At 73.3% G+C, this 25,784-nt stretch carries 21 protein-coding genes; 10 read left to right on the top strand and 11 right to left on the bottom strand.

Features of this window, described 5'->3' with window-relative positions; all coding sequences use genetic code 11:
• Positions 1 to 130 precede the first annotated feature (130 nt).
• The 3 genes from HGB44_RS04830 to HGB44_RS04820 are packed head-to-tail and all read right to left on the bottom strand — an operon-like array spanning position 131 to position 2,992.
• Positions 131 to 1,156 carry an NAD(P)-dependent alcohol dehydrogenase gene (locus HGB44_RS04830; RefSeq protein WP_061082316.1) on the bottom strand — a complete coding sequence of 342 codons (1,026 nt, stop codon included), beginning with the start codon at positions 1,154 to 1,156 and terminating at the stop codon, positions 131 to 133.
• Positions 1,153 to 1,968, bottom strand: a complete 816-nt coding sequence (locus tag HGB44_RS04825; RefSeq protein ID WP_061082317.1) for an iron-sulfur cluster assembly protein — start codon at positions 1,966 to 1,968, stop codon at positions 1,153 to 1,155. Before HGB44_RS04825 ends, HGB44_RS04830 begins: the two co-directional genes overlap by 4 nt.
• Position 1,969: 1 nt before the next feature.
• Positions 1,970 to 2,992, bottom strand: coding sequence for an amidohydrolase family protein (locus HGB44_RS04820; protein ID WP_061082318.1), 1,023 nt, complete (start codon positions 2,990 to 2,992; stop codon positions 1,970 to 1,972).
• Between the two features lie 157 nt (positions 2,993 to 3,149).
• On the opposite strand from HGB44_RS04820, the gene HGB44_RS04815 reads away from it, so the two are divergent.
• Positions 3,150 to 4,682 carry a helix-turn-helix domain-containing protein gene (locus HGB44_RS04815; protein ID WP_231972557.1) on the top strand — a complete coding sequence of 511 codons (1,533 nt, stop codon included), beginning with the start codon at positions 3,150 to 3,152 and terminating at the stop codon, positions 4,680 to 4,682.
• A gap of 112 nt (positions 4,683 to 4,794) precedes the next feature.
• On the opposite strand, the gene HGB44_RS04810 is transcribed toward HGB44_RS04815, so the two are convergent.
• Both HGB44_RS04810 and HGB44_RS04805 read right to left on the bottom strand, forming a co-directional pair.
• Positions 4,795 to 5,244 (bottom strand): hypothetical protein, encoded by a 450-nt coding sequence (locus tag HGB44_RS04810; protein WP_168443949.1) that lies wholly within the window; start codon positions 5,242 to 5,244, stop codon positions 4,795 to 4,797.
• Positions 5,245 to 5,347: 103 nt separating this feature from the next.
• On the bottom strand, positions 5,348 to 5,911 hold the full coding sequence (locus tag HGB44_RS04805) for an ATP-binding protein (RefSeq protein ID WP_061082093.1): 564 nt from the start codon (positions 5,909 to 5,911) through the stop codon (positions 5,348 to 5,350).
• 206 nt (positions 5,912 to 6,117) lie between these two features.
• Between HGB44_RS04805 and HGB44_RS04800 the strand changes: the two genes are divergently transcribed.
• From HGB44_RS04800 to HGB44_RS04785, 4 genes are all read left to right on the top strand, one after another.
• On the top strand, positions 6,118 to 6,975 hold the full coding sequence (locus HGB44_RS04800; RefSeq protein WP_061082092.1) for a helix-turn-helix domain-containing protein: 858 nt from the start codon (positions 6,118 to 6,120) through the stop codon (positions 6,973 to 6,975).
• Entirely contained in the window at positions 6,972 to 7,223 is a 252-nt protein-coding gene (locus HGB44_RS04795; protein ID WP_061082091.1) for a DUF397 domain-containing protein, read from the top strand. Before HGB44_RS04800 ends, HGB44_RS04795 begins: the two co-directional genes overlap by 4 nt.
• Before the next feature lie 551 nt (positions 7,224 to 7,774).
• Positions 7,775 to 9,409 carry a glycoside hydrolase family 10 protein gene (locus tag HGB44_RS04790; RefSeq protein ID WP_061082090.1) on the top strand — a complete coding sequence of 545 codons (1,635 nt, stop codon included), beginning with the start codon at positions 7,775 to 7,777 and terminating at the stop codon, positions 9,407 to 9,409.
• A gap of 268 nt (positions 9,410 to 9,677) precedes the next feature.
• Positions 9,678 to 12,113: a GH92 family glycosyl hydrolase gene (locus HGB44_RS04785; RefSeq protein WP_061082089.1), complete on the top strand. Its 2,436-nt coding sequence runs from the start codon at positions 9,678 to 9,680 to the stop codon at positions 12,111 to 12,113.
• Positions 12,114 to 12,258: 145 nt separating this feature from the next.
• On the opposite strand, the gene HGB44_RS04780 is transcribed toward HGB44_RS04785, so the two are convergent.
• Positions 12,259 to 14,775, bottom strand: a complete 2,517-nt coding sequence (locus tag HGB44_RS04780) for an ABC transporter permease (protein WP_210751197.1) — start codon at positions 14,773 to 14,775, stop codon at positions 12,259 to 12,261.
• Positions 14,776 to 15,154: 379 nt separating this feature from the next.
• The gene (locus HGB44_RS04775) at positions 15,155 to 15,910 is read right to left on the bottom strand and encodes an ABC transporter ATP-binding protein (protein ID WP_061082087.1); all 756 of its coding nucleotides are present in this window, start codon (positions 15,908 to 15,910) and stop codon (positions 15,155 to 15,157) included.
• Positions 15,911 to 16,276: 366 nt separating this feature from the next.
• Here HGB44_RS04775 and HGB44_RS04770 point away from each other — a divergent pair, with 366 nt between their 5' ends.
• Positions 16,277 to 17,197 (top strand): carbohydrate kinase family protein, encoded by a 921-nt coding sequence (locus HGB44_RS04770; RefSeq protein ID WP_061082086.1) that lies wholly within the window; start codon positions 16,277 to 16,279, stop codon positions 17,195 to 17,197.
• A 206-nt stretch (positions 17,198 to 17,403) separates the two neighbouring features.
• The gene (locus HGB44_RS04765) at positions 17,404 to 18,198 is read left to right on the top strand and encodes an SDR family NAD(P)-dependent oxidoreductase (RefSeq protein ID WP_061082085.1); all 795 of its coding nucleotides are present in this window, start codon (positions 17,404 to 17,406) and stop codon (positions 18,196 to 18,198) included.
• A gap of 56 nt (positions 18,199 to 18,254) precedes the next feature.
• Here the strand turns inward: HGB44_RS04765 and HGB44_RS04760 are convergent, their stop codons facing one another.
• Positions 18,255 to 19,223, bottom strand: coding sequence for a helix-turn-helix transcriptional regulator (locus HGB44_RS04760; protein ID WP_061082084.1), 969 nt, complete (start codon positions 19,221 to 19,223; stop codon positions 18,255 to 18,257).
• A gap of 370 nt (positions 19,224 to 19,593) precedes the next feature.
• Between HGB44_RS04760 and HGB44_RS04755 the strand changes: the two genes are divergently transcribed.
• Entirely contained in the window at positions 19,594 to 19,917 is a 324-nt protein-coding gene (locus HGB44_RS04755) for a hypothetical protein (RefSeq protein ID WP_210751195.1), read from the top strand.
• A gap of 86 nt (positions 19,918 to 20,003) precedes the next feature.
• On the opposite strand, the gene HGB44_RS04750 is transcribed toward HGB44_RS04755, so the two are convergent.
• Complete coding sequence (locus tag HGB44_RS04750; protein WP_168443948.1) at positions 20,004 to 20,603, bottom strand: TetR/AcrR family transcriptional regulator; 600 nt, start codon at positions 20,601 to 20,603, stop codon at positions 20,004 to 20,006.
• Positions 20,604 to 20,967: 364 nt separating this feature from the next.
• Entirely contained in the window at positions 20,968 to 22,488 is a 1,521-nt protein-coding gene (locus HGB44_RS04745) for an apolipoprotein N-acyltransferase (RefSeq protein WP_061082082.1), read from the bottom strand.
• A gap of 373 nt (positions 22,489 to 22,861) precedes the next feature.
• Between HGB44_RS04745 and HGB44_RS04740 the strand changes: the two genes are divergently transcribed.
• Together HGB44_RS04740 and HGB44_RS04735 are read left to right on the top strand one after the other, a co-directional pair.
• A complete protein-coding gene (locus HGB44_RS04740; protein WP_082768498.1) occupies positions 22,862 to 24,028 on the top strand; it encodes a sensor histidine kinase in 1,167 nt (388 codons plus the stop codon).
• Positions 24,019 to 24,663 (top strand): response regulator transcription factor, encoded by a 645-nt coding sequence (locus HGB44_RS04735; RefSeq protein WP_061082081.1) that lies wholly within the window; start codon positions 24,019 to 24,021, stop codon positions 24,661 to 24,663. Before HGB44_RS04740 ends, HGB44_RS04735 begins: the two co-directional genes overlap by 10 nt.
• 148 nt (positions 24,664 to 24,811) lie before the next feature.
• On the opposite strand, the gene HGB44_RS04730 is transcribed toward HGB44_RS04735, so the two are convergent.
• On the bottom strand, positions 24,812 to 25,501 hold the full coding sequence (locus tag HGB44_RS04730) for a lytic polysaccharide monooxygenase auxiliary activity family 9 protein (protein ID WP_019611224.1): 690 nt from the start codon (positions 25,499 to 25,501) through the stop codon (positions 24,812 to 24,814).
• Positions 25,502 to 25,784: the final 283 nt, after the last annotated feature.

Here is a 25,784-nt window from a genome sequence, read left to right as displayed (position 1 = left end):
AACACACCACCTGCGCCAGGACACCCCGTCGCACACCGGCGACACGCCCTGGCAGCGCGCGAACGGGTACGGGCCCGGCCGGACCCGTGGGCCCGGCCGGGCGCTCCCTCCCGGCGTGGTCGAAGGTCCCCTACGGGACGAGGATCGCGCGGCCCCGGACACGCCCGGCGCCGAGGTCGTCCAGCGCGTCCTGGAAGCGGTCGAGCGGGTACTTGCTGGTGTGCAGCCGCACGTGCCCCCGCGCCGCCAGCACCATCAGCTCGCACAGGTCGTTGTAGGAGCCGACGAGGTTGCCGACGAAGTTGATCTCCGCCGAGATGACGTCGATCGTCGGCACGTCGATGTTCTCGCCGTACCCGACGACGTGGTAGTCCCCGGCCCGGCGCAGGAACCGCACACCGTCCGAGGTCGCCCCGCCCTCCCCCACGAAGTCGATGACCACCTCGGCGCCGTGGCCGCCGGTGAGCTCCAGGACCTGCTCGACCTGCGTGCCGTCCGCGACCACCCCGTGGTCTGCGCCGATCGAGGTGGCCAGGGCGACAGCGTCGGCGTTGCGGTCCACCGCGATGATCTCGGCCGCGGTGATCGCCTTGAGCACCTGGACGCCGATGTGCCCGAGGCCCCCGGCGCCGATCACCGCGCACCGGTCGCCGGGGCGCAGGCGGCGCGCGGCCTTGGCCGCGGCGTGGTAGGCGGTCAGCCCGGCGTCGGCGAGCGCGGCCACGTCGGAGGGTTCGAGGGAGTCGTCGATGCGCACCACACTGCGCGCGGAGGTCTTGAGGTACTCGGCGTAGCCCCCGGCCGTGTCGATGCCGGGGAAGAGGTTGTTCTCGCAGTGGACGTCGTCACCGGAGCGGCAGGCCCGGCACAGGCCGCAGGTGATCAGCGGGTGCACGATGACCTTGTCGCCCTCGGAGACGTTGGTGACGCCGCTGCCCACGGCGTGCACCCAGCCCGCGTTCTCGTGGCCGATCGTGTAGGGCAGGGTGACACCGGACTTCTGAGCCCACTGCCCCTCCAGGATGTGGATGTCGGTGCGGCACACTCCGGCGCCGCCGATCCTGACGACGACGTCGAAGGGACCGGTGACCTCCGGGGCGGGCACCTCCTCCATGCGCGGGTTCTGGCCGTAGCCGACGACCTGGACTGCCTTCATGACTGCCTCGCTTGGACGGTGAGCGGAAGTGTGTGGGCGGGCGGGGCCTGGTCGGCCTCCGACCCGGGGTAGCGGGTGCGCAGCAGCCCGCGGCAGAAGTGCGCGTTGCCCTCGATGGAGATCCGGGTGGAGCGGGCGAACCTCAGCCGCAGCGGAACCTCCTCACGGGGAAAGGGGTCGCCGTGGTCGTCCACGAGCACGCGCGCGGTCGGGTCGTCGTCCAGCCCGAGCGCCGCGCGTCGCCGCAGCAGCGCCCGCCCGGCCCGGTCGTCGGGCAGGTCGGCGAGGGTGAGGTCGTGCAGGTCCTCCTCGGCCAGGCCGGGGTCCGCGCGCAGCAGCAGGGTCAGGGCCCGCTCCATCGCGGCGGCGTGGGCCTTGCGTTGGAAGACCAGGCGCAGCTCCTCCAGGTCCTCCTGCGCCTCGTCCCCGAACGTGCCGCGGTAGCCCGCGTCCGCGGCCAGACCTCGATTGATCCTGTCCGAGTCGTGGTGGTCGTCGAGGAGGACCGCGACCTCCCGCACGCCGGGCAGGTCGGTGAGCACGTCCTTGGCGTCGGAGGCCATGAGGTAGGCGAAGTTGGGCGCGCAGAACGAGGTGGGCAGCCGCAGGTGGACGGTGAGCGCGCCGCCGTCGGCCCTGACCGAGCGGACGAAGCCCAGGTCGGTGACGGGCTCGTCCAGCTCGGGGTCGTACACCGCGTCCAGCGCCCGCAGCGCCGCCCGCTCCAGCTCCGCGTCATCCGGGGTCCTGTGTCCGGAGGCCTCGTGCCGCGGGGCCGGGCGCTCCAACCGGGTGTGTCCGGACGGGCGCATGTCAGACCACCGCCTCGGCGTTGGCCCCGGCGTCGGCGTCGGCCGCCAGGCCCAGCCCCTCGGGCACCTCGATGCCGTACATCGCGGCCGCGTTGAGCCCGAGGATCTTCTTCTTCTGGTCCACGGTGACCGGCGCGTACTCGGTCATGTCCTCGGGGATCTGGAAGTCCACGAACTTCTCCACCAGCCAGCGCGGGGTCCACAGGGCGTAGTCGCTGGAGAACTGGATGCGGTCCTCGTCCAGCCAGTACAGCAGCTCGCCGAGGATCTGCGCGAAGTAGCGCGGCCGCGTGTGGATGAAGGGGATCGCCACGGCCAGGCCCGCGTGCACGTTGGGCTCCTGGGTGGCGATCCAGCAGAAGTCCTCCAGGCGGGGCAGCCCGCAGTGCTCCACCACGAAGTTGAGGTCGGGGAAGTCGGTCGCCGCGTGGTCCACGTCGGCCACGTCGAAGGCGTCGCGGTCCAGCGGCCGGATCGTGGGCCCCTTGTGGACGTGGATGTTGCGGATGCCGAGCTCCTGGCAGGTCTCCAGGTAGCGGTAGGTCCACGGGTCGTCCAGCTTGTACCCGCGCGAGCCCTCCTTCCACTCGGCGGTGTAGAGCTTGACCCCCTGGAGTCCGAACCGCTCGGCGTCGCGGCGCAGCCACTCCAGCCCCTCCTCCTCGAAGCGGGGGTCCCAGCAGTGGTTGTAGGTGAGCTTGTCGGGGTGGGCCTGGGTGAGCGCGAAGGCCTCCTCGGCCTGCCCGAACCCGTTGCGGTAGAAGGCGCCGAGGTGGGCGGGCTGGAAGATGGCGTGGTCGACGTAGCCGTCGGTGAACAGGTCGCGCATCAGGCGCTCGCCGCCGTAGTAGAGGAAGTCCTCGTACGGCCACAGCTCCGACTCCGGGCCGAGGTTGCGGTGGTAGTCGTAGAAGCAGTCGATGAACTGCTTGCCGTGGATGTTGAGCTGGTTCTCGGGACGCGCGTCCCACAGGGCGACGTGCGCGTCCACGACGAAGTAGTCCTCGCCGTCCTTGCTGTACATGCTTCCTCCCACGAGGCCGGGTCGAGTCGGCCGTTTCGCTGGAAGACTAGGGAGACGTACGCAACTCTGGTGTGTGTCGCGTGTCTCAGTTTGAGACAGTCGCTCCGGGGCCTCCGGGACACGGACGAGTAACCTGGCCGTCACGCGGCCCGGGCGGGTGTACCGACCGTCCGCCCAGGTCGCGGCCGCAGAACCCCTGGAGGCCGACGTGCACGACCGGACGTGTTCACCGCCCAGACACGCACCCACCGACACCGCCGGACGGACACCGGCGAAAGCCCCCCGGCTGCGCGCCTCGTGGCGGCGCAGCGAGCACTACGGCGTCTCCGCCGAACGGGTGGAGCCCGCGTTCACCGGTTCCGTGGACACCGACTCGCTGCTCTACGAGTGCGGCAACGAGGTCCTGCGGGGCATTCAGCGCACCATCGCCAACGAGCCGGTGAGCCTGATGATCACCGACAGCGAGGGGCTGGTGCTGAGCAGGCTCGCCAACGACGCGGCGATCCTGCGCTCGCTGGACCGGGTCCACCTGGCGCCCGGGTTCTCCTACGCCGAACGCGACGCGGGCACCAACGGCCTCGGCCTGGCCCTGGCCGACCGCGCGCCGTCGCTGGTCAGGGCGGAGGAGCACTACTGCACGGGGCTGCGCGGGTACACCTGCGCCGCCGCTCCGGTCCTGGACCCGGCGGACGGCACGCTGGTCGGCAGCGTCAACCTGACCACCTGGTCGGAGTCCTCGTCGGCCCTGCTGCTGGCGCTGGCCCAGTCCGCCGCGCAGAGCACGTCCGCGCTCATGCTCGCCCGGGGCACGGGGCGCCGGGTCCAGCCCGCGCCCAGGGGCGCGGTGTTCCGCTTCCGCGCCGCCGGCGGCGGACAGGCCGACGCCTGCGCGTCGCGGCTCTGGCGCGGCGCCGTCACCGAGGCCCGCCAGGCGGTCGGCGGGAGGACCCTGGCGGTCGTGGGAGAGCCCGGTTCGGGCCGGACCTCCCTGGCCTCGCTCGCTCGGCGGCAGGTCAGCGCACGGGAGAGGGTGCTCAACGCCCGTCCGCCCGCCCCGGAGGACGTGGACTCCTGGCTCACGCTCTGGACCCCCGAGCTGGCCAAGGACGACACGTGCGTGATCGTGTCCGGGGTGGAGGAGCTTCCGGCATGGGGCGCGAGCGAGCTGGCCCGGCTGCTGGCCGGGGCGCGGCGCGCGGGCGGACGTCCGCAGCCCTTCGTGGTCACGGGGCGGAGCTTCGACGCGCTCCCGGAGTCCCTGCGGGAGCTGGTGGACACGGTGGTCGAGGCCCCGGCCCTGCGCCGCCGACCGGAGGACGTGCTGCCGCTCGCGCGGCACTTCGCGCAGGGGGCCCGGGGGCGGGCGATCGGCTTCACCCCGGCGGCCTCCCGCGCGCTCACCGACTACCACTGGCCGGGCAACGTCACCGAGCTGAAGCGGGCGGTGTGCGACGCGGCGCAGCGCGCGGACGTCATCGACGTGCACCACCTGCCCGCCGAAGTCTTCCGCAGCAACGGCGGGCGCCGCCTCAGCCGTATCCAGGCGATGGAGCGCGACGAGATCGTCCGCTGCCTGACGGCCCCGGGCGCGACCGTAGTCGGGGCCGCCGCCGAGCTGGGGATGGGACGGGCGACCGTCTACCGCAAGATGCGCCAGTACAACATCCGGATGCCCCACCAGCAGGAGTAGGCGCCGGGAGTAAGCGGGGCCCGGCCGGGGACGCTCCGGCGGGATCCACCGCTGAGTCACAGGCGGGCCGGGACCGCTGGCGGCGGTTCCGGCCCGAGGTGGGAGAGGCCGATCAGGCCGGTACGGGGGTGAGAGCCTCCACGGCCAGGGCAGGCGGCATGAACGGGGCGTTGTGCGGCCACAGGGCCAGGAGAAGGGCGTCAGCGTTCGCAGCTTCGAGGAGGCCGGTGGGGGTGACGGCCCAGAAGGACTGGGTGGCCTCGCCGTAGTAGACGATCAGGTGGCGGTGCCGGGCCTGGATCGCGGCGGCCTGGGCGTGTGCCGCGGAGAAACTGCGCCGGAGGCGTCCGTTGAGGGTGGTGGAGGGCGACGGGCGGGCGAACTCGGAGCGGTGGCCGCCCAGGCGGGGCAGGCGCTGGGCGCGGCGGACGCGGCACGAGGGGTGCTCGCAGACCGGGCAGGCCGGGCCGATGAGCGGGGTGCGGCGCGGGAGCAAAGGGATGGGCCGGGGCATCGGTCGAACGTCGTCCGAACGGCGGGGCGAGGGGATAGGGTGCTGCATCAGATCCTCTTTTCTTACCTATGTCTGGGTTGGTTGTTGGGGGTTCAGGGCCCGGGAGAAGCGCTGCAACGCTTTCCTGGGCCCGTCTCATGTCGGCGGCATGTCAGAGGTCGGTGTGGGTGTTCCAGCGGCTTCCGGTGAGGTCGTAGGCCAGTGAGAACCACACCGTGCGGTAGTGGGCGTTGCCGTTGTCGCCCCAGGCGGTGGCGAAGGCGTTGACCATGGCCAGGCCCCGACCCGATTCGGCGTCCAGGTTCAGGCCGTTCTTCTTGGGCTCCAGGTGGGAGTCCTCGTCGCGCAGGCCGCCCCGGTCGCGGCAGGCCAGGTGCAGGCCGGTCCGGTGGCGGTGGACCAGGAGGGTGTAGCTGCCCCCGGGCTGGCCGGAGAGGCTGTGGCGGATCGAATTGTTGGCCAACTCCGATCCCAGCAGCGTGAAGAGGTAGCGGTAGTCGGTGTCCTGGGAGGCGGCGCAGGTGTCCAGGAACGCGCGGACCAGCGGCATCACGGCCGGGGTTCCGGCGAAGTCGTAGCGGCGCATGCGGTAGTTGGGCCGCTCGGGCTGCCGGGTGAAGTAGTGGCGGTGGACCGGTCGGATGAAGCTGGCCAGCGGGACCGTGGCTTCTCCCAGCGCGGGCACGGGCATCGGGGCGTGGGCTTTCGCGGGCATGACGAGAACACTCCTTGGCGTGAGCAGGGGTTTCGTGGTGCCCGTTGGAGGAGTCTCACGGATGCCGTGATGCGCGGAACGGGCAGGGCGTAGCCTGACCGACGTGAACTCTGTGTGATCCATCAGTCACTAGCTACAGTCACATGATGCAGCTCGATAATCGAGCTGTCAACGATAATCGAAAACTCTTGGTCTAGAATCCTGACATGCACAGCCCGATCAGCCCCACGGTGCGCCGCCGACGACTGGCGCGCGAGCTTCGACGGCTACGTGAGTCACAGGGATTGAAGCTGTCTGTGGCCGCGAAGACAGCCGACGTCCCCCAGTCCACCCTCAGCAACATCGAAGGCGCGGACGCACGCCGCATCAAAGCGCGTGACATCGACGCACTCGCCGACCTGTACAAGGCTCCTGACGAGGTCCGCGCAGCCCTTCACGAGCTCGCGAGAGAATCCAAGGAGCAAGGCTGGTGGTCCAGCTACAAGGATGTCTTCGGCGGTAACGCCATACCGGACTTCGAGGCCGAAGCGTCCATGATCCGGACCTACCAGTGCCAGGTCGTTCCCGGCCTGCTGCAAACACCCAGGTACAGCGAGGCTGTCTTCCGAGGCGGGCGCGCCTACTCGGACGATGAGGTCCGGCGCAACGTTGACGCGCGGCTACAGCGCCAGCACGTCCTGGGGCGCTACCAGCCGCCACACTTTTGGGCCGTGATCGACGAAGCAGCCCTGCGAAGGCGGCTCGACGACCCACAGATCATGCGAGAGCAGCTACAGCACCTGCTGGACATGGCCACCAGGAAGAACGTGGACATCCAGGTGCTGCCCTTCGACGCGGGCATGCACGCTGGACTGTCCGGGTCCTTCGTCCTCCTGGACTTCCCCAACCCGGCCGATCCCTGTATCGCCTACACAGAGACCGCGACAGCGAGCCTCTTTGCCCAGGATTCCGATGACGTGCAGCGCTATGTCACGATCTTTTCGCATCTGAACTCAGCAGCGCTACAAGCTTCGCGCACGACCCACTTCGTCCAGCAGATCATGGAGCAGGAGCAACTGACATGACCAGCAGAACCGAGCTGCGGTTCTTCAAGTCCAGTTACAGCAGTGACAGGGTCGAATGTGTCGAGGTCGCGCACATCCCCACGGGCTTCCGGAAGAGCACCCACAGCGGCCGGGCCCAGAACTGCGTCGAGGTAGCCGACCTCCCCTGCGGCGCGGCCGTCCGCGACTCTAAGCACCCCGGCGCCGGGCACCTCCCCTTTCCCGCCGCCGAGTGGAGCGGCTTCCTGAGAACCGCCCTCTCGCACTGACCCCTGGAACCACCCACGCCCGGCCGCCTCCCCCGAGGACCACGGCCGGGCATCGTTGTTCCCAGGGAACAGGCATCCCGGCCGCCTCGCCCGTCTCCCGCCTCACCCCAGGGAGTTGAGGATGAACAGAAGCAGCGCGGTCAGCGCTACCGAGACCACCAGCGACATGACACAGCCCAGACGGTTGCTGAAGAAGACGAACACGGCACTCCCTCCACTCCACACGGCCCGAGGACCGAGCCCGGTTACGCGATCCCCTACTCGCTACCCCTACCCGTGACGGCCTCCCAGGACCGCGTATGCGAGGGGCGGCACCCCAGACAGCCGCTGAGGAAGCCTGCGGGCACCGCGCCGCCTCCGAAGACGGGCCGACAACCCCCGGCTCCCGCGACACATCGGTATCAACCTGACGTAGGAGTCTTGCATCTGCCCGACAAATCATGAAGGTTTTCTCCTAGGGCAGACCCGGACGCCGCGCGCGGTGCCCGCACCGGAGCGCATCCCTTCCGACTGCTCCCTGTCCGCACGACAGAAGCCGGAAGGAGCCCACGTTGGCGAAACCGCACCGGAACCGTCCCGCTCACCCGCCCGCCCGGGGGGCGGGTCGGGTCTCCCGAGCCGTAGCCCTGGCCGCAGCGCTCACCGCGTCGCTGCTCCACGCGCCGCACGCGGCGGCCGCTCCGGCCGTCCCGGCGACGAACACCTCCACCGAGCAGTGCGCGGTCGATCCGCAGGCGCCGCCCAAGCGGCAGATGCGCGCCGAGTGGATCTCCTCGGTGGTCAACATCGACTGGCCCAGCGAGCAGGGCCTCTCTCCCGAGCAGCAGAAGGCCGAGCTCACCGACCTGTACGACCGGGCGAAGGCCGACGGGCTCAACGCCGTGTTCGTGCAGATCCGGCCGACCGCCGACGCGTTCTGGCCCTCCCCGCACGAGCCCTGGTCTGAGTGGCTCACCGGCACGCAGGGCACCGACCCCGGCTACGACCCGCTGGCGTTCGCGGTCGAGGAGGCGCACGCCCGCAACCTGGAGTTCCACGGCTGGTTCAACCCCTACCGGGTGGCCATGCACGACGACCCCTCGCGCCTGGTGGCCGACCACCCGGCGCGGGTCAACCCGGACTGGGTGTTCGCCTACGGCGGCAAGCTCTACTACGACCCGGGCATCCCCGAGGTGCGCGCGTTCGTCGTCGAGGCGATGATGCACGCGGTCGAGAACTACGACCTGGACGGCGTCCACTTCGACGACTACTTCTACCCCTACCCGGTGGCGGGCGAGACGGTGCCCGACCAGGACACGTTCGCCGAGTACGGCGGCGGGTTCGGCGACATCGGGGACTGGCGGCGCGACAACGTCAACCGCATGGTCCAGGAGATGGACGAGGCGGTGCACGCCGCCAAGCCGCACGTGAAGTTCGGCATCAGCCCGTTCGGGATCTGGCGCAACGACACCAGCGACCCCAACGGTTCCGACACCGGCGGGTTCGAGTCCTACAGCCAGATCTACGCCGACAGCCGCAGGTGGGTGCGCGAGGGCTGGGTGGACTACATCAACCCGCAGGTCTACTGGGAGATCGGCCTGCCCGTGGCCGACTACGCGGTGCTCGTCCCCTGGTGGGAGCAGGTCACCGAGGGCACCGACGTACACCTCTACATCGGCCAGGCCGCCTACAAGGTCGGCAACGCGGGCGCCTGGTCCGACCCGGGCGAGCTCTCCCGGCACCTGGACCTGAACCGCGAGTACCCGGGCGTGGACGGGGACGTCTACTTCAGCGCGAACTCGCTGCGCACCAACGCCAGGGACGCCATGGACGTCGTGGTGGAGGAGCACTACTCCCACCCCGCCCTGATCCCGGTCAAGGAGGACCTGGGCGGGTCCGCGCCCGAGCAGCCCGTGGTCACCGCAGCCGCGCGGGCCGAAGGCGGCACCGAACTGACCATCCGCCCCGGTCGCGGCGGCAGGCCCGCCTACTACGCGGTCTACGCCCTGGACGGCGCACCCGGACGGCAGGAGGTCCCGTGCGCCGTGCAGGACCCGCGCGCCATGGTCGGCACGGTGCGCGCGGCCGGGGGCGGGGGCGAGACGGTCTTCACCGCGCCCGGCGGCGGTGATGTGACCTACTACGTGACCGCCCTGGACCGGCTGCACCACGAGAGCACGCCGAGCAACCCGCGGCACGTGCCCTGACGTCGGACGGAGCGAGCGGGGCCCGGCGCGTGCGCCGGGCCCCGCGGCCGTTCCCCCGTCCACGTCTGCGGCCGTCCCCCACCCGGGCGGCGGACGGCGCCCGGACCCGCGGCCGGGCCGTCCCGGTCCGCACCGTGGTCCGTCCGTGACACCGCGGCGACGGACCGGCGAAGAACTCGCCAACTCCCCCGCCCGAGCCTGGCCGGGGCGCGCGCCGCTGGGCCAGACTCTCCGGGACCACCCGCTCCCCCGTGAAGGAACGCAGAGGATGACCCTCCCTCCACGCTCCCCCCGACTCCTCTCCCCACTGCTCGCCCTCGCCGTCGGCGCCGCCCTGCTCTCCCCCGCCCCGGCGGCCTCGGCGGCGCCCGTCCCGGTCGAGGCGGCCCAGGCCGTGGCCTCGCCCGCCGATTACGTGGACCCCTTCATCGGCTCCACCAACGGCGGCAACACCTACCCCGGCGCGGTCCGGCCGTTCGGGATGATCTCCTGGAGCCCGACCACCACCCGCGGGGACCAGACCGACACCGGCGCGGCCAACGGCTACTCCTACGACGTCACGCGGGTGCGGGGCTTCGCCCTGACCCACGTCAACGGCGCCGGCTGCCACCCCGGGGCCGCCGGTGACGTGCCGATCATGCCGGTCACCGTGCCCGTGGACACCTCGCCCAGCGCCGACACCCGCGACGAGGTGTACGCGAGCGACTTCGACCACGCCGACGAGTCCGCCTCCCCCGGCCGCTACACGGTGACCCTGGACAACGGCGTGCGCACGGACCTGAGCGTCACCGACCGGGCCGGTGCCGGGGAGTTCGACTTCCCCGAGGGCGCCCCCGCCAGCCTGCTCTTCCGCACCTCCAACTCGCTCAACGGCAGCGAGGAGGCCGACGTCCGCATCGACGAGGAGGCCCGCACGGTGAGCGGTTCGGTGCTCACCGGCGCCTTCTGCGGACAGCGCGCCAACGGCGGCGAGAACAACCGCAACTCGTACTACCGGCTGCACTTCACCGCGCGCTTCGACACCCCCTTCAGCGGGGTGGGCACGTGGGAGGACGACGAGCTGAAGCCGGGGGCCACCACCGCCTCGGGCGGTGAGGGCTACGACCGCGACCAGCGGCGGGGCCGGGGCTCGGGCGGCTACGTCTCCTTCCCCGAGGGCTCCGACGTGGGCGTGCGCGTGGGCATCTCCTACGTCAGCGCGGAGAACGCCGAGGCCAACCTCGCCGCCGAGATCGCCCCCGGGCAGAGCGTGGACGCGGTGGCCGCGTCGGCGCGCGAGGCCTGGAACCGGCGCCTGCGCACGATCAGGGTCGGCGGCGGCACCGACGACCAGCGCACCGCCTTCTACACGGCGCTGTACCACTCCCTGCTCCAGCCCAACCTGGTGAGCGACGTGGACGGCCGCTACCCCGGCATGGACGGCGAGGCGCACCGCGTGGCGGACGGGCAGGGCGCGCAGTACACCAACTTCTCCGGCTGGGACCAGTACCGCGCGCAGGTCCAGCTGCTCGCGCTGCTGGAGCCCGGGGTGGCCGGGGACTTCGCGCAGTCCCTGCTCAACTTCTCCGAGCAGAACGGGGGCGTGTGGGACAGGTGGGTGCACATCAACGGGCCCACGCACGTGATGACCGGCGACCCCTCCGCCGCGACGCTGGCGACGTTCGCCGCGATGGGCGTGGACGGGTTCGACGCCGAGGCCGCCTACGAGTCCCTGCGGACCCAGGCCACCGAGCCGCACCCCGACGGGCTGTCCGACGCCGGGTGCCCCGGCCAGTGCGAGGGCCAGCGCCCGAACCTGGAGCGCTACCTCGAACTCCGCTACGCGCCGCAGGACGACTGCCACTGCTGGGGCGGGGCCGCGGAGACGCTGGAGGCCTCCGTGGCCGACAACGCGCTCGCCCAGTGGGCGGAGCGCCTGGGGCGTGAGGACGACGCCGCGGTGTTCGCCGAGCGCGGCGGGTACTGGCGCAACGTCTACAACCCCGGGGCCACGCCGGAGGCGGGCTACGCGCAGGCGCGTAACGCCGACGGGTCCTGGGTGACGCCCTTCGACCCCGGGCGCGACACCGGGTTCGCGCAGGGCACGAGCGCGACCTACACGTGGATGGTGCCGCACGACGTCGGCGGCCTGGCCGAGGCGATGGGCGGCCGGGAGACCGCGGCCGGGCGCCTGGACGGGTTCTTCCGCACCCCCGACGGCGCGTGGTCGGTGGGCGGCGGCGACCCGCTGCGCTACGACCCCACCAACGAGCCGGGCATCCACGCCCCGTGGATGTACAACGCGCTCGGTCAGCCCTGGAAGACCCAGGAGACGGTGCGCGAGATCGTGGACACCCAGTACGGGACGGGGCCGGGCGGCCTGCCCGGCAACGACGACCTGGGCACGATGTCGGCCTGGTACGTCTTCTCGGCCCTGGGGCTGTTCCCGCAGGCGCCGGGGCGCGGCGAGCTGCTGCTGTCGGCCCCGGTGTTCTCCTACGCCAGGATCGCGCCGGTCGGGCGCGAGCCGATCACCGTCGTCGCCCCGAACGCCGGGCCGGACGCGACCTACATCGGTTCGGTGCGCCTGGACGGGCGGGAGCACACGCGCTCCTGGCTGCCGGAGTCCTTCCTGAGCGAGGGCGGGCGCGTCACGCACGTGCTGGTCAGCGAGCCGAACACGGAGTGGGCGACCGCCGCGGAGGACCTGCCGGTCGACCGCTGAGGACGTGGGCGGGCGCCGCGCTCTCGGGTGCGGCGCCCGCCCGCGATCCGGCCTCTGGGTGGGTGCGGCGTCCGCCCACGACCGGGATTCCGGAACCCGCCCGTGACCGTCGCGGGGTCCGGCCGGCGCCGGGCCCCGCGGCCGCTCACCCGGCGGCGTGCAGCGGGCGGGCGCGCAGGGCCGCGACGGCCGGGACCAGGCTCGCGAGCAGCCCGATGCCCACGACGGCACCGGCCAGCGGCAGGTACTGGTCCAGGGGGACGGCGAGCACCACCGTCCCGCCGCCGACGAGGGCGTGGCCCGCGGCGGCCACCCCGGCCAGCGCCGTGGCGGTGCCCAGCACCACCCCCGCCAGCGACACCGCCAGGGCCTCCCCCGCGACCATGCCCGCGACCTGGGCCCGCGAGGCCCCCACCAGGCGCAGCAGGGCGAAGCTCCGCGCTCGGGCCGAGACGGAGACGACGAGGGCGTTGACCGCGCTCACCCCGGCGAAGCCCGCCACCAGGGCCATCATGAGATGGGTGATCCAGGCGTCCTCCTGGCCGATCCGGGCCTGGTCCGCGATGTGCTCGGCGCGGTCGGCGACCCGGAGTTCGGGCCCGGCGTCGATCGCCTCCTCCAGCCGGGAGGCCGTCCTCCCGGCGTCGGCCGAGGGGTCGAGCGCCACGTACAGGCCGTTGTGCAGGGTGTCGAGCATGCGGGGCGCGACGGCCTCCTCGGGCAGCAGGACGTCGGGGAAGTCGAGCCCCGCCCGGTACAGGACCGACACCCGGGCCGTGAACGCGGTGCCGTCGGGGCCGACCAGCTCCACGGTCTGTCCCGCGCGCCACCCCTGGCTCCGGGCGGTGTCGGCGCGCACGGCGACGCCGCCTGCGCCGAATTCCTCCCACGCGCCGTCCTCCACCGCCAGGTCGTGGACCCGCGGCACCGCCCCGGGTTCGACCAGGTGGGTGGACAGGTACGGCCCGCCCGCGGAGGTGACCGTCTGGCGGTAGCCCCCGGCGGCGGCGACCCCGGGCACGTCCTCGGCGGCCTCGGCCGCGGACGCGGGCAGACCCACGCCCAGGGACCCTGACACCACCAGGTCGGCGGCCAGGCGCTCGCCGTAGGCGCGCAGGCGGGCCTCGGTGGTGGTGGTCTCCTGGAAGAGCAGCAGGCAGGCGACCGCCGTCGTCACCAGCAGGGGCGTCATGACGCCCGCCACCCGGCGGACGTCGGCGCGCGCCTCCCGGTCGGCGACCAGGGAGGCGGCCCTCCTGCGGGTGACCGGGCGCAGCAGGAGCAGCACCGCGTGGACCAGCACCGGCGAGAGCAGGACCGCGGCGGCGACGAGGACCAGCGCGGCGGAGACGGCGGCGGTCACCGCCACCACGGTTCCGGCCAGGCCCCAGGCCGTCGCGAACAGGGCCGCCGCGCCGCACAGGGCCACGGCCCCGAGTACCAGGCGGGCACGGGAGAAGGGGGCGGGTTCGGCCTGCGCCGCGCGCATCGCCTCCACGGGCGCGATCCGACCCGCGGTGAGCGCGGGGTGCAAGGAGGCCGCCAGCGGCACGGCCAGGGCCAGCGCCACGCCCGCCGCGAGCGAGGGCCAGCCCAGGACCAGTGCGAACCCGTCCGGCAGCGTCCCCAGCTCCGTGAAGAGTCCGGTCAGGAACAGTGCCAGCGCCGAACCCACGACGCAGGAGAGCACGGCGGCCACGCACCCCAGGACCAGGGCCTCCCCGACGACGAGTCGGCGCACCAGCCCTGGCCGGGCCCCGGCCAGGCGCAGGAGGGCGAACTCCCGGGCGCGGTCGCGCACGGTCAGGGAGAGCAGGCCCGCGACCGTGACGGCGGCCACCGCCAGCGCCAGTGCGGCCATGGTGCCCAGGAACCGGCCCATGCCCGAAGCCAGGTCCCGGTTCTCCCCGTCCAGGGCCAGCGCCGTGGCGCGTTCGTCCCCGGTGAGCACCCGGACACCGGGCGCGGCCTCCTCGACCGCCCCGGCCAGCCGGTCGGGGTCGGTTCCCTCCCCTGGCCAGAGCGCGGCCATGACCGGGTCGCCGCCCCGCCGCGCGGCCTCGGCGGGTGGGAAGAACAGGGCCCGGTCCGGGGCGCCGCCGCGCTCGACGGTTCCGGTGACCAGAACCTCGGCGGTCCCGTCGGAGGTCAGGACCCGCGCGCGGTCGCCAGGGGTGAGCCCGGCGTCGGCGGCGGTGCGGGTGTCGATGACCACCTCGTTCCCGCTCTCGGGGGCCCGTCCGGTGGCGGGGGTGAGCCCCTCGGCCTCGGCGAGCGCCCAGGAGTGGCCGAAGGAGCGGTCGGAGTGGCCTCCGAGCGTGCGGTCGGCGGTGACCACGTAGGCGGAGAAGGGGGCCTCGACCGCCGTCCGGCGCACGCCGGGAAGGCGCTCCAGTTCCGCCACGGTCCGCGGATCCAGACGGGGCGGTTCCCCCAGCGGTGAGGCGGTGATCCCGGCCGCGGCCTCCTCGGGGACGGCCGTCACCACGACCGGTGCCCGCGACAGCGTCCAGGAGGTCCCGGCTCCCCCGGCGGCCACCCGCTCGGCCGAGTCCTGGAGGGCGAGGACGGCCGTGGCCAGCCCGGCGCCCAGGGCCACGGTCAGGACCGACAGGGCCAGCTGGCGCGCGCGGTCGGCGGCGCCGCGCAGAACCATCCGCATCACGCGGCACCGCCTTCCCCGTCGCCCGGGGCCGCCTCGTGGTGGTGCGGGTCCTCACCCTGGTCGCGCGGATACGGCGGCCGACCGGTCGGCGTCTCGGGTGGCATGGTGGGTGGCGCCGTGGGCGATGTCGCGGCCACCGCCCCGGGCAGCGCCGCGTGCGGGGCTGTGCGCGGCACGCCGGGCACCGCCTCGGGTGGCATAGTCGGCAGCACCGCGGATACCGCCGCGGGTGACATGGTCGGCAGCACCGCGGATACCGCCGCGGGTGACATGGTGGGCGCCGCCGCGAGTGCGCCTGTACACGGCCCCGCAGGTACCGCCGCGGGCAGAACCACGGCCACCGCCCCGGACGGCCCGTCGTGGTGCGTCGCGCGGTTCACCGCTCCTCCAGACGTCGGATCCAGGCCAGGACGGAGTCCGCGGTGGGGTCGGCCAGTTCCCCCTGGACGCGGCCGTCGCGCAGCATGAGCACGCGGTCGGCACGGGCCGCGGCGACCGGGTCGTGGGTGACCATGACGACGGTCTGCCCGTGGTCGGAGGCGGCCCGGCGCAGCGCCTCCAGGACACCGGCCCCGGAGCGGGAGTCGAGGTTGCCGGTGGGTTCGTCGGCCAGGAGCACGCTCGGCCGGTGCACCAGGGCGCGGGCGACGGCGACGCGCTGCTGCTGGCCCCCGGAGAGTTCGGAGGGCCGGTGGTCGAGGCGGTCGGCCAGGCCGAGCGAGGCCACGAGGTGGTCGTGCCACGCCTCGTCCCGGGGCAGGCCGGACAGGCGCTGGCCGATGGTGATGTTCTCCCCCGCGGTCAGCGACGGGAGGAGGTTGAAGGACTGGAAGACGAACCCGAACGCCCGTGCGCGCAGCCGGGTCAGGGCCGGTTCGGCGAGTCCGGTGATCGGCTGGCCCTCGACCGTCACCGCGCCCGCGTCGGGGCGTTCCAGCCCCGCCAGGCAGTGCAGGAGGGTGCTCTTGCCCGAACCGGAGGGGCCCATGACCGCCGTGAACCCTCCCCGGGGGAAGGCCGCGTCCACCCCGGCCAGCGCGTGGACGGGGACGCCTCCCCTCCTGTGGGTCCTGGTCAGCCCGGAGGCCCGCAGCGCGTGGGCTCCGGCCCGGTCCCGGACGTGCCCATCCATGGCGAACTCCGCTCGTCTCGTCGTGTGGAAGGGGCGTCGGCGCCCTGCCCGGCCCCCGCTCAAGAGCCAAACACGGGGGCCGGTCGGCGTCACTGGGCCTGGACGGAGGTCCGGTGGTGGGGACCGCCCCACCACCGGAGACCGGCCGGGGCACGGGGACGGGCCGCGCGGGCGGGCCTCCGTCGGCGGTGCGGACATGGGCCTCCCCGACGGGTTCGGCGGCGCCGGCGGGCGGGATCCGCGGGCGGGGCGCGCGGTCCCGCTCCCTCCCGACGACCGCTTCCCCTGGTCGCGGTGTCCGGACGTCCCTATGCTTTGCCGGGGCCGCCTGTCCCAGGGAGGCGGACGGAGACGAGGGGGGAGTCCGTGACGGACGGATACGACGTGCTGGTGGTGGGGGGCTCGGGCGTCGACACGATCGTCCGGGTGGACGAGCTGGCCCTGCCCGGCGGGGACTCGGTGTTCGTCCCGCCGGTGGTCGACTACGTGGGGCACACCGGCAACGGGGTGGCGCTGGGGTGCCACGCGCTGGGGCTGGCCACCAAGTTCATCGACTACCTGGGGGACGACGCCCAGGGCCGGATGGTGCTCGACTCCTACGCCGAGCGGGGACTGGACTTCAGCCACACCGTCTCACCGCACGGCACGCCCCGGGGCGTCAACCTCGTGGACCGGAGCGGGCGCCGCTTCTCCTTCTACGACGGGCGCCATCCGGGAGACCTGCGGCTGCCCCCGGAGTTCTACCTGCCCTTCGTACGACGGGCCCGGCACGCGCACCTGTCGATCATCGGCCACAACCGGGACATGTACGGGGACCTGGAGCGCCACGGCCTCACTACCTCCACGGACCTGCACGACTGGGATGGGACCGACCCCCACCACCTGCACTACGCGCTGCGCTCGGACGTGGTGTTCATGAGCGCGGCGAGGGTCCGCGACGGGGTCGGGGACGTGCTGCGCGACGTGGTCGGCCGGGGGCGGGCCCGGGTCGCCGTCGCCACCGACGGCGAACGGGGCTGCCACGTCCTGGAACGGGGCTGGGACGCGCCGCGCGGCTTTCCCGCGGTGCGGCCGAACCGGCCGGTGGTGGACAGCAACGGCGCGGGGGACGCGTTCGTGGCCGCCTTCCTGCACGCCTGGCTCGGCGGGGAACCCGTGGAGCGGTGCGTCCTGGCCGGTGCGGTGGCGGGGGCCTTCACCTGCGGCAGCGCGGGAACGCACACCGAACTGATCGACCTGCCCACGCTGCGCCGTCTGTCCGAGGACGCCGAGTACGAGCCCGCGTGAGGGGGCGGCCGGAAGTGGTGCCGGTGTAGCGCGTGGGACGGGCCCGTGAACCCTGGCGGCCACGGCGCCGGGCGGGGCCGGTCCCCGCCCGGCACCCCCGCCGCACGGGGCGTGCGGGGTCCACGCACGTCCCACGGTCGCCCCGCACGACCCCGGGCGCCGGGTCGCGTTGGGCGGCGGGGCACGGAGCGACGTAGCGTGACCCCATGGACATCGATCTGCGTACACGCACGGCCCTGGTGACCGGCTCGACCCAGGGCATCGGCCTGGCCATCGCCACGGCGCTGGCGCGCGCCGGGGCGACGGTGGCGGTCAACGGGCGCGGCGAGGAGAAGGTCGCCCGCGCGGTGGAGGCGGTCACCGAGCGGGTGCCCGGGGCCGCGCTGGTGGCCGCGACCGCCGACGTGACCACCGAGGAGGGCGTCGACCGGCTCCGCGAGCTGCTCCCCCGGCTCGACGTGCTCGTCAACAACCTCGGGATCTTCGGGGCTCAGGACGCGCTCGACATCTCCGACGAGGAGTGGCGGCGCTACTTCGAGGTCAACGTGCTCTCCGCCGTGCGCCTGACCAGGGAGTTCCTGCCCGGGATGACGGAACGCGGGTGGGGCCGGGTGCTCAACATCGCCAGCGACTCGGCGGTGGTGATCCCGGCCGAGATGATCCACTACGGCATGTCCAAGACGGCGCTGCTCGCGGTCTCGCGGGGGTTCGCCAAGGAGGCCGCGGGCACGGGGGTGACCGTCAACTCGGTGATCGCCGGTCCCACCCACACCGGAGGCGTGGAGGACTTCGTCTACCAGCTCGTCGACCGGAACCTGCCGTGGGAGGAGGCGCAGCGGGAGTTCATGCGCCTGCACCGGCCGCAGTCGCTGCTGCAGCGGCTGATCGAACCCGAGGAGATCGCCAACATGGTCGCCTACCTGAGTTCGCCGCTGGCCTCGGCCACCACGGGGGCCGCCGTGCGGGTGGACGGCGGATACGTCGACTCCATCGTCCCCTGAGAACGCGCCCGGACGCCGGACGCCGGGCGCCCGACGTCCGGTGTCCGGCTCCGCTCTCAGCCGGTGGTGTCCACGGACCGGTGGAGCCGGTCGGCGAGCGCCGCGGTGCGGCGGGCGAACTCCGGCGAACCCTCGACCGTGAAGGGCAGGCCGGTGAGCGCGAGGACGACCGCGAGCCACTCGTGGGAGTCCACGCGGGCGGTGTAGCGCGCCCGGTCGGGGCCGACCGCCTCCAGGTCGCCGTCGATCCGGGAGATCCGCGCCGCCACCTCCCCGGCCGACGCGTCGAACAGGACCGACACCGTGTGCCGGGCCCGCCCCGCCCCGAAGCCCCGCTCCAGGTGCTCGGCCAGCGGTTCCCCGGGCAGTTCCCGGCGGGTGAAGGGCGCCCTCGTGGGGGTGACCCCGGTGATCCGGTCGAGTCGGAAGGTCCGCCAGTCGTCGCGCTCGCGGTCCCAGGCGAACAGGTACCAGCGCCGTCCGGACAGGACCAGCCGGTACGGGTCCACCTTGCGGCGCAGCTCGCGGCCGTCGCCGCCGCGGTGGAGCATCCGGACCCAGTGCCCGTCCGCGACGGCCTCGCCCAGGTCGGTGAGGACCCGTGTCCGCACGCCCGGCCACACCCGCTGCTCCGGTTCGACCGCCGAGGCCATGGCTTTCGCCCTGCGGGCCAGGCGCGAGGGCAGTACCCGGCCGAGCCGGGCCAGGGCCCGCTCCGCGCTCTCCTCCACCCCCTCCACCCCGCCGAGCCCGGCGGCGACGATCCGCAGGCCCAGGGCGGCGGCCACGACCTCGTCGTCCTCCAGGAGCAGGGGCGGCACCGCGCGGCCAGCGGCCAGCCGGTAGTGGCCTCCGGGGCCGCGGAGGCTCTCCACCGCGTAGCCCAGTCCGCGCAGCCGGTCGATGTCGCGGCGCAGCGACCGCGGGCTGACCTCCAGGGCAGCGGCCAGGTCCGCGCCGGGCCAGGACCTGCCGGTCTGGAGCAGGGAGAGCAGGCGCAGCATCCGCGCACTCGTGTCGGCCATACGGCCCATTCTCCGGCGGGTTGTGGCCGGATTCCGACCGCAATCCCCCGGTGCGGCGCGGTCGCCGATCTGGCCGGGCGTTCCGGCAGCCCGGAACACGGATTTGCGCACGGTCACGGGGGTGACAGAAAGGCACCGGTGGTGTGATCGTGGACACCGTCGGCGTTTTCGTGGGATCGCTCCCCGTCGCCTGGGGTGGAGACCTCGTGCGCTGACCAGCGGCTCCCGGGAAAGGGAGCAGCGCGGAAGTCGCGTTGCGCCCCTGTGCGATCACTCTGCGCGTCCATCTCTTACTGAGAGTTTACCCGGGCCGGGTAGACATAGACGGAATAGGCCCCCACGGACCTGAGATAAGGATGTGCGCGACGTGATGGACTGGTTGAGCAACATCTTCGGCGGAGCAGCCGAGGAAGCAGCCCAGGGAGTGTCCGACGCCGTGGGCGGAGTCGGCGAGGCCGTGGGCGGGGTCGGTGAGACCCTGGGCGGCGCCGGAGAGGCCGCGCAGGCCTACGGCGAGGAAGCCGTCGGCGGGTTCGCCGAAGGCGCCCAGGCCTACGGCGAGGAGGCCGTGGGCGGTTTCCAGGACAGCGCCACCGAGGCGGTCGGCGGCTTCCAGGACCAGGTGGACACCGTGAGCGGTATCGCGGAGGACCCGGGCGGTGCCGCCGCCGACCACTTCTTCGGCAACAACTGACCTACCACCCTCCCGGCCCCGGCCGGGAGGGCACGGCCCGCCCGGAGCACCCGTGCCCCGGGCGGGCCGTTCGTGCGCCGCTCCCGTCAGCCGGGGAACAGCCGGTCCAGGTGGTCGTCCAGTACGGCCAGCGCCCGTTCCCGCGTACCGTGCCCGAGCAGGACCTGCGCCCTGAGCCCGTCCACGAGCGCGAGGACCGCGGTCGCCGCCGTCTCGGGGTCGGTGCCCTCCACCGCCTCGCCGCTGGCGACTCCCCGGCGGACGACGTCCTCCAGGAGCGCCTGGACGCCCGCGTAACCCCGCAGCAGCGACTCGGCCAACCGCGGCTCGACCAGCGCCCGCGCCTGGAAGGCGACACTCACCCGCTGCGCCTCCAACTGCTCCGGGGCACCGCCGAGCAGCCCGGCCAGGACCGTGCGGACGACGGCGCGGGGCTCCGGGTGGCCGGGCAGCCCGGCGAGGGCCTCCCGTGCCCCGGCCGCGTCGCGCCCTCCCACGTACTCCAGCGCGAACAGCAGCATCTCGTCCTTGGTCCGGAAGTAGTGCTGCACGCGTCCCATCGAGATCCCGGCCTCGGCGGCGACGTCCCGCAGGCTGACCGCCTCAAGCCCCCGCGCGGAGACGAGTGAGCACACGGCCTCGGCGATCTCCCTGCGCCGCTGCCCGTGGTCGACCTGCCTGGGCATCGCTCTTCCCCGCCTCCCGTGACCACCGGATCCGACGCATCGCATTGCACCACACCCTCCGCGGTCAAGTTACAATACACTTGCATTGCAATGCGGACGCATTGCAAAAGGAGGGAGGCAGCACGGTGCGGCACCTGAGGTTTGTGTTCGGTGAGGGATGGATCTACGGGCTCGTCCTGACACTCGGCGCCCTGATGGTCGTGCAGGGCTACGGGACGGGACTGAGCGAGGTCTTCTGGGGTGTCTCCTGGGGACCGCTGGCCTGGGCCGGGGAGCGTGTCGCGCTGCCGGACGGGGCACCCTTCCTCCTCGGGGCGCTGGGCTTCGTCCTCGTGCTCGCGACCTGCTTCTCCCTCGCGCACGATCAGGTCCGGGACCGCGCTCGGGCGCGGCGCGGCCGGGCCGCCGAGAGCACGGCGAGCGCGGCCAGGGCGGCGACGCACGTCCAGGCGAAGGCGTCCCCGATCCGGGAGTAGACCGTGGTCACCCCCTCCCGGGGCACCATCGCGACCATGGTCTGCTGCCCGGTGGTGAAGTAGTCGGTCGTCGCCAGCACCCGCCCCTGGTGGTCGGTGGCGTTGGCACGGCCCCGGCTCGCCTGCCGGAACAGGGCCGAGCCGTTCTCCACCGCGCGGAACACCGCGTTGCGCGCGTGCATCTCCTTGATCCCCTCCCAGGTGTTGGCGCCGACCAGCAGGATGTCCGTGCCCCGCGCGCCCGCCTGGCGGACCAGTCCCGGGAAGTCGGCGTCGTAGCAGATGGCCACGGCCAGCCTCCCCGCCGGCGTGTCCGCGACGGGTACCGTGCCGGACCCCGGCTCGTAGGGCTCCAGAACGGGTACCGGCCTGCTCTTGTCGTAGGTCCACACGACCTCGCCGTCCGGAGCGACCATGAGCATCTGGTTGCGGATGTGGGGAGCCCGCCCGGTGTAGACCGACATGCCGGCGTTGACGTACACCCCGTGGCCCCGGGCCACCTCCCGGATGTCGGCCACCAGCAGGTCGCGGTCCTCCTCCAGGGTGAAGGCCGCCGACTCGGGCCACACCACGACCTCGGCACCCGCGGCCGCCTCCCTCGCGGTGCTGGCGAGGAGTTCGTCGTTGACGACGCCGAAGCGCTCACGCAGCACGGCCGGATCGGCGGCCCGCAGCGCCTCCAGCGAGTCATACTCCCGGAAGGTCGGCACCAGCTCCTCCCACGCGTCCTGCGAGGTGGTGACCCCCGCGACGCGCACGGTGTCGCCCGAGGGCGCCATGAAGACCAGGCGCGCGCCACCCGCGACCGCGACCAGCGCGACCGTCCCGGCGCAGGCCGCCGCCACCGCGCGGGCCGTGCCGTCGGTCAGGCCGCGCGCCCACAGCAGCGCCGCCGCCGAGCACGCCCAGGCCACCAGGAAGCTCACTCCGTACACACCGGTCACCGAGGCCACCTGGATCAACGGGAGGTTGTCGGCCTGGGTGGCACCGAGAACCCCGTGGATGGTCCCGAAAGGGGTCACCGAGGCCATCGTGAACTCCACGGCCACAGTGGTGAGCGGAAAGACCAGGCTGACCGGCCACGGACCGCGCTCCCCCAGTCGGCGGTGCAGGAGGCGGTCGGCGGCATAGGGGGCCGCGTCTGCCAGGGCCAGGGCCAGCGCGAGCAGGACCAGCGGCGGGGAGAGCAGGTCGGCCAGCCACAGCCAGACCAGCACGGCCGCCGTACTGGCGGCGAGGACACCCAGGAGGGCGGGCAGCGGTCGGCTGGCGCGTGCGAAGCGCAGCAGCAGGACCGGATAGACCCACGCGAGGAGCGCGATGTCCCAAGCGGCCTGCATCGCGAAGAGGGACAGGGCGGTACCGGCGAGGAGCCAGGCGTAGCGCGGGAGGGTCGGGGGTGCGGTCATGATTCAGCCTTCGTCTCGGGGAACGGGGGTCTGGGCCGGCCGGCACGACCACAACGCTAGGGAGCCGCGGCCCCGGCGCCCATGGGGAGTCCCGCCCGGTTCGGGACGCGGCTCCCCACCCAGGAATGCGGTGTTCCGCAGTACCCGCGCGCCCGGGGGGTGGCTAGTGTCGACGCGTACGCCGACCGCGGCCTCCCCCCGTTTTCCGAGAACACGGATTCCGAGGGCACGGGCCCGCGCGCGGACAGCCGGAGACGGGTGCCTCGCACGCATCAGCGGACGCGGGCACCAGGCACGGGACGAGCAGCCGGGCCTGGGAGCCCAGCGCGGGATACCGGAGGCGGCGGCGATCGGACAGGCAGAGAGGACGGATGTGACGACGCACGGGGACGCGCATCCGGCGGCGGCGGTGGCGCGCGCATGGGGACGGGCCGTGACGGGCGCCGCCGCCGGAGCGGTGACCGCGCTGGCCGAGGCCCTCTTCCTTGCAGCGGTCCTCGCGGCCGCCGTTCCCGCGCTGCCGCTCCTGCTCCGCCCCGCCTCGCGCGCGTCCCTGCGCCGGGCGCTGGACGGGGCCGCCCGGCCGCTGGTCTCCCTGGAGCGCGGTCGCCTGTCCGCCCTGTTCGGCGTCGACATCACCGTGCGCCCCGAAACGGCCCGACCGCTGGCCTACCTCGCGGTGCGCTGCCCGGTGGGGCTCTTCGGCGGGCTGGTGCTGGCCTTCTTCGCCGCCGGGCTCTACCTGGCGCTCTCACCGCTGGAGGTGCTCGACGGCAACGACCCGGCGATCGTGCCGATCGGCCTGGCCCTGATGTACCTGAGCGCTCAAGGAACCGTGGGCCTGGTGGGAACGGAACGCTGGCTCGCCCGGCGGTTCCTCGGCCCCAGCCGCCAGGACCTCATGGAGGAGCGGATCGGGGTGCTGGTCGCGACCCGTGCGGGAGTGGTCGCCGCCGTGGACGAGGAGCGCCGCCGGATCGAACGCGACCTGCACGACGGCGTCCAGCAGCGCCTGGTGCTGCTGGGGATGGCGCTGGGCAGGGCCCGCCGCGACCCGGGTTCGGAACGGGGTCGCGCACTGGTCGAGCAGGCCTACGAGGAGTCCCGCGACGCCCTGCGCGACCTGAAGGAGGTCGCCTGGCGGGTCTACCCGGCCGCGCTCGCCGGGTCGGGGCTGCGGGCCGCGCTGCACGACCTGGTCGGCCGGTCGAGTCTGCCGATCGACCTGGAGTACGGCCTGGAGGGCGCATGCCCGCCGACCGTGGAGACGGCGGCCTACTTCGTGGTCGCCGAGTCGGTGACCAACGCGGTCAAGCACGCGCGCGCCGAACGGGTCAGCGTGCTGGTCGGCGCGCGGGGCGAGGAGGGAGAGAGGTCCGTGGTGGTGCGGGTACGCGACGACGGGGTGGGAGGGGCCGACCCCTCGGGAACGGGGCTGGCCGGTCTGGCCAGCCGGGTCGAGGCGCTCGACGGCCGGCTGTCGGTGGACAGCCCCGCGGGCGGGCCGACGACGGTCAGGGCGGAGCTGCCGTGCGGGTGATGTTGGCCGAGGACTCGGCTCTGCTACGCGAGGGGCTGGTGAGGCTCCTGGAGGACGAGGGACACCAGGTGCTCGCCTCGGTCGGAGACGCCGACGGCCTGTTGGCGGCCGTCCGCGAGGAGGCGCCCGACGTGGCCGTGGTGGACGTGCGCATGCCGCCCACGCACACCGACGAGGGGTTGCGCGCCGCGCTGCGGATCCGCCGGGAGCAGCCCGGGGTCGGTGTGCTGGTGCTGTCCCAGTACGTGGAGAAGCGGTACGCCACCCGGTTGTTCGGCGAGAACACCACCGGTGTGGGCTACCTGCTCAAGGACCGGGTGGTGGAGGTCGACGAGTTCCTGGAAGCCCTGGTCAGGGTGGGGAGGGGAGGCGCGGCCTTCGACCCGGAGGTGGTGCGCCAGCTGCTCGCGGGCAGCAGCCGCAGGGATCCGCTGGGGCGCCTGACCGAGCGCGAGCGCGACGTCATGGCCCTGATGGCGCAGGGGCACATCAACTCGGCGATCGCGGCGCGGCTGTTCGTGTCGCAGAGCGCGGTGGAGAAGCACGCCAACGCCATCTTCGACAAGCTGGAGCTGGGCGATACCAAGGGGTACAGCCGTCGCGTGCTGGCGGTGCTGCGCTACATGCAGGCCTGAGCGCGGGCGGGGCCGGGCACGGGGGCGCCGCGCGGCGGTGAGCGGTGTCCGCCGCGCGGCCGTCGGCCGCGGGTCCGCCGGGGGTGGAGGTCCCGGCGGACCCTGTCCGGAGGAGGGGTCCGGACGGCCGGTCGGTTGGTCGTGGGGATCAGGTGAAGTTCACGTCACTGCACAGGTAGTAGACCTGGTCCATGTGGGAGGCCTGCCAGATCGTGAACACGATGTGGTGGCCGGACCTGCCCGAGGTGCTGACGTCGATGTAGCTGTCCAGCGCGGGCGCGTAGGGACCGGTCTCCTCGACCAGTTCGAGGTCGTCCCAGCCCAGGGCCTGGGTGGTCGGGTCGAAGCCCTGCTCGGTGACGTAGACGCGGAAGTAGTCCGCGCCGTGCTGGGCCTGGTCGTACAGGTGGAGGGTGAAGTCGTCTCCGACGTCGGTGGTCTTCCACTCGCCGACCGCGTCCATCGAGTCGTAGCGGCCGCCCTCGGTGTTGCCGCCGCTGCACAGGGTCCCGTCGGGGATCTGGCCCTGGTGGTCGCCGCCCACGTTGTCGCGGTACAGGCCGTTCCAGTTCCACATGGCGTTGGGGTTGTCCTGCCACGCCTGCCAGCACATGGGGTCTTCCTGCGCCATGTCCGGGTTGAGGTGGTCGCTGCCCCAGCGCTCCCAGCAGCCGTAGTTGCGGCTGGCGGGGTCCACGATCGAGCCGTGCGCGGAGGCGGGGGCGGCCATCGTGGTCAGGGCGACCAGGGGCACGGAGGCCAGGACGAGCGCGCGTGCGGCCCAGGTCCGGCGGGTGGTTCCGGTGGTCTCGGTGGTTTCAGCGGTTCGGGGGGTCATGCTTTCCATTGCGTTCTCCATCGTTCTCGGCTTGGTCAGCCGATCGACGGGAGCGCTCCCACAGCGCATGTTACCCCTCGGAGCCGAGTCGAAACAGAGCGCGGGGAAAATCCCTGGCGCGCCCTTCACGGCGGCGGCCACCGCCCCCGGCGCCCCCGGTCGCCCTTCAGGAGGAACACCCACGCGCACCACCGTCGCCCGCCGACCGGCCGCCCCGCTCCGGCACGGGAACCGCACCCCAGGTGACGCGGTTCCGGGGAGAGCGCGGACAGCGCCGAAAGCG

It is taken from the genome of Nocardiopsis alborubida, assembly GCF_012396365.1.
Taxonomy (GTDB): Bacteria; Actinomycetota; Actinomycetes; order Streptosporangiales; family Streptosporangiaceae; genus Nocardiopsis; species Nocardiopsis alborubida.
Note: the sequence above shows the minus strand (reverse complement) of the source record. Positions and strands in the feature narration are given on the sequence as shown.

Coding starts and splice junctions, on each gene's coding strand:
- HGB44_RS04755 (WP_210751195.1), top strand. CDS start 19,594: ATGGACTGGTTGAGCAACATCTTCGGCGGAGCAGCCGAGGAAGCAGCC.
- HGB44_RS04785 (WP_061082089.1), top strand. CDS start 9,678: ATGACCCTCCCTCCACGCTCCCCCCGACTCCTCTCCCCACTGCTCGCC.
- HGB44_RS04795 (WP_061082091.1), top strand. CDS start 6,972: ATGACCAGCAGAACCGAGCTGCGGTTCTTCAAGTCCAGTTACAGCAGT.
- HGB44_RS04830 (WP_061082316.1), bottom strand. CDS start 1,156: ATGAAGGCAGTCCAGGTCGTCGGCTACGGCCAGAACCCGCGCATGGAG.
- HGB44_RS04760 (WP_061082084.1), bottom strand. CDS start 19,223: ATGGCCGACACGAGTGCGCGGATGCTGCGCCTGCTCTCCCTGCTCCAG.
- HGB44_RS04750 (WP_168443948.1), bottom strand. CDS start 20,603: ATGCCCAGGCAGGTCGACCACGGGCAGCGGCGCAGGGAGATCGCCGAG.
- HGB44_RS04820 (WP_061082318.1), bottom strand. CDS start 2,992: ATGTACAGCAAGGACGGCGAGGACTACTTCGTCGTGGACGCGCACGTC.
- HGB44_RS04745 (WP_061082082.1), bottom strand. CDS start 22,488: ATGACCGCACCCCCGACCCTCCCGCGCTACGCCTGGCTCCTCGCCGGT.
- HGB44_RS04730 (WP_019611224.1), bottom strand. CDS start 25,501: ATGACCCCCCGAACCGCTGAAACCACCGAGACCACCGGAACCACCCGC.
- HGB44_RS04810 (WP_168443949.1), bottom strand. CDS start 5,244: ATGCAGCACCCTATCCCCTCGCCCCGCCGTTCGGACGACGTTCGACCG.
- HGB44_RS04775 (WP_061082087.1), bottom strand. CDS start 15,910: ATGGATGGGCACGTCCGGGACCGGGCCGGAGCCCACGCGCTGCGGGCC.
- HGB44_RS04825 (WP_061082317.1), bottom strand. CDS start 1,968: ATGCGCCCGTCCGGACACACCCGGTTGGAGCGCCCGGCCCCGCGGCAC.
- HGB44_RS04765 (WP_061082085.1), top strand. CDS start 17,404: ATGGACATCGATCTGCGTACACGCACGGCCCTGGTGACCGGCTCGACC.
- HGB44_RS04800 (WP_061082092.1), top strand. CDS start 6,118: ATGCACAGCCCGATCAGCCCCACGGTGCGCCGCCGACGACTGGCGCGC.
- HGB44_RS04780 (WP_210751197.1), bottom strand. CDS start 14,775: ATGCGGATGGTTCTGCGCGGCGCCGCCGACCGCGCGCGCCAGCTGGCC.
- HGB44_RS04805 (WP_061082093.1), bottom strand. CDS start 5,911: ATGCCCGCGAAAGCCCACGCCCCGATGCCCGTGCCCGCGCTGGGAGAA.